The sequence below is a fragment of the Mesocryomonas fontinalis genome (assembly GCF_055730125.2).
In genome coordinates this window covers 1-318 of sequence record NZ_JBUZWG020000030.1, presented here as the reverse complement: position 1 = coordinate 318, position 318 = coordinate 1, and the positions used below count along the sequence as shown (strand labels likewise).

1 protein-coding gene is annotated in these 318 nt (G+C 63.2%); it reads right to left on the bottom strand.

Annotated elements, in window-relative coordinates; genetic code table 11:
• A partial coding sequence (locus tag ACZL02_RS24375) for an IS21 family transposase (RefSeq protein ID WP_472941274.1) occupies positions 1-318 on the bottom strand: 318 nt, incomplete at both ends.

Sequence of the window (318 nt, the reverse complement as noted above, 5' to 3'; positions counted from 1 at the left end):
ACCATCAGATGACGGACCTCCTCGGACCAGACTTCGGCAACGGTGCCTGGTTGGGTCGCATGGGGTGCCGTTGCCCACAGCTCCCGGCACCGCTTCTCCAGCCACTCGTTCAGCGCGTCCAACGATGGCACGTTTGGTATCGGCTGCCAGAGCCGGTGTCGGGCATCTTGAACGTTCTTCTCGATCTGGCCCTTCTCCCAGCCGGACGCCGGGTTGCAGAACTCGGCCTCGAACAGGAAGTGGCTGACCATCGCCAAGAAGCGGATGTTGACCTGGCGCTGCTTGCCGCGGCCCACCTTGTCGACGGCAGTTCTCATG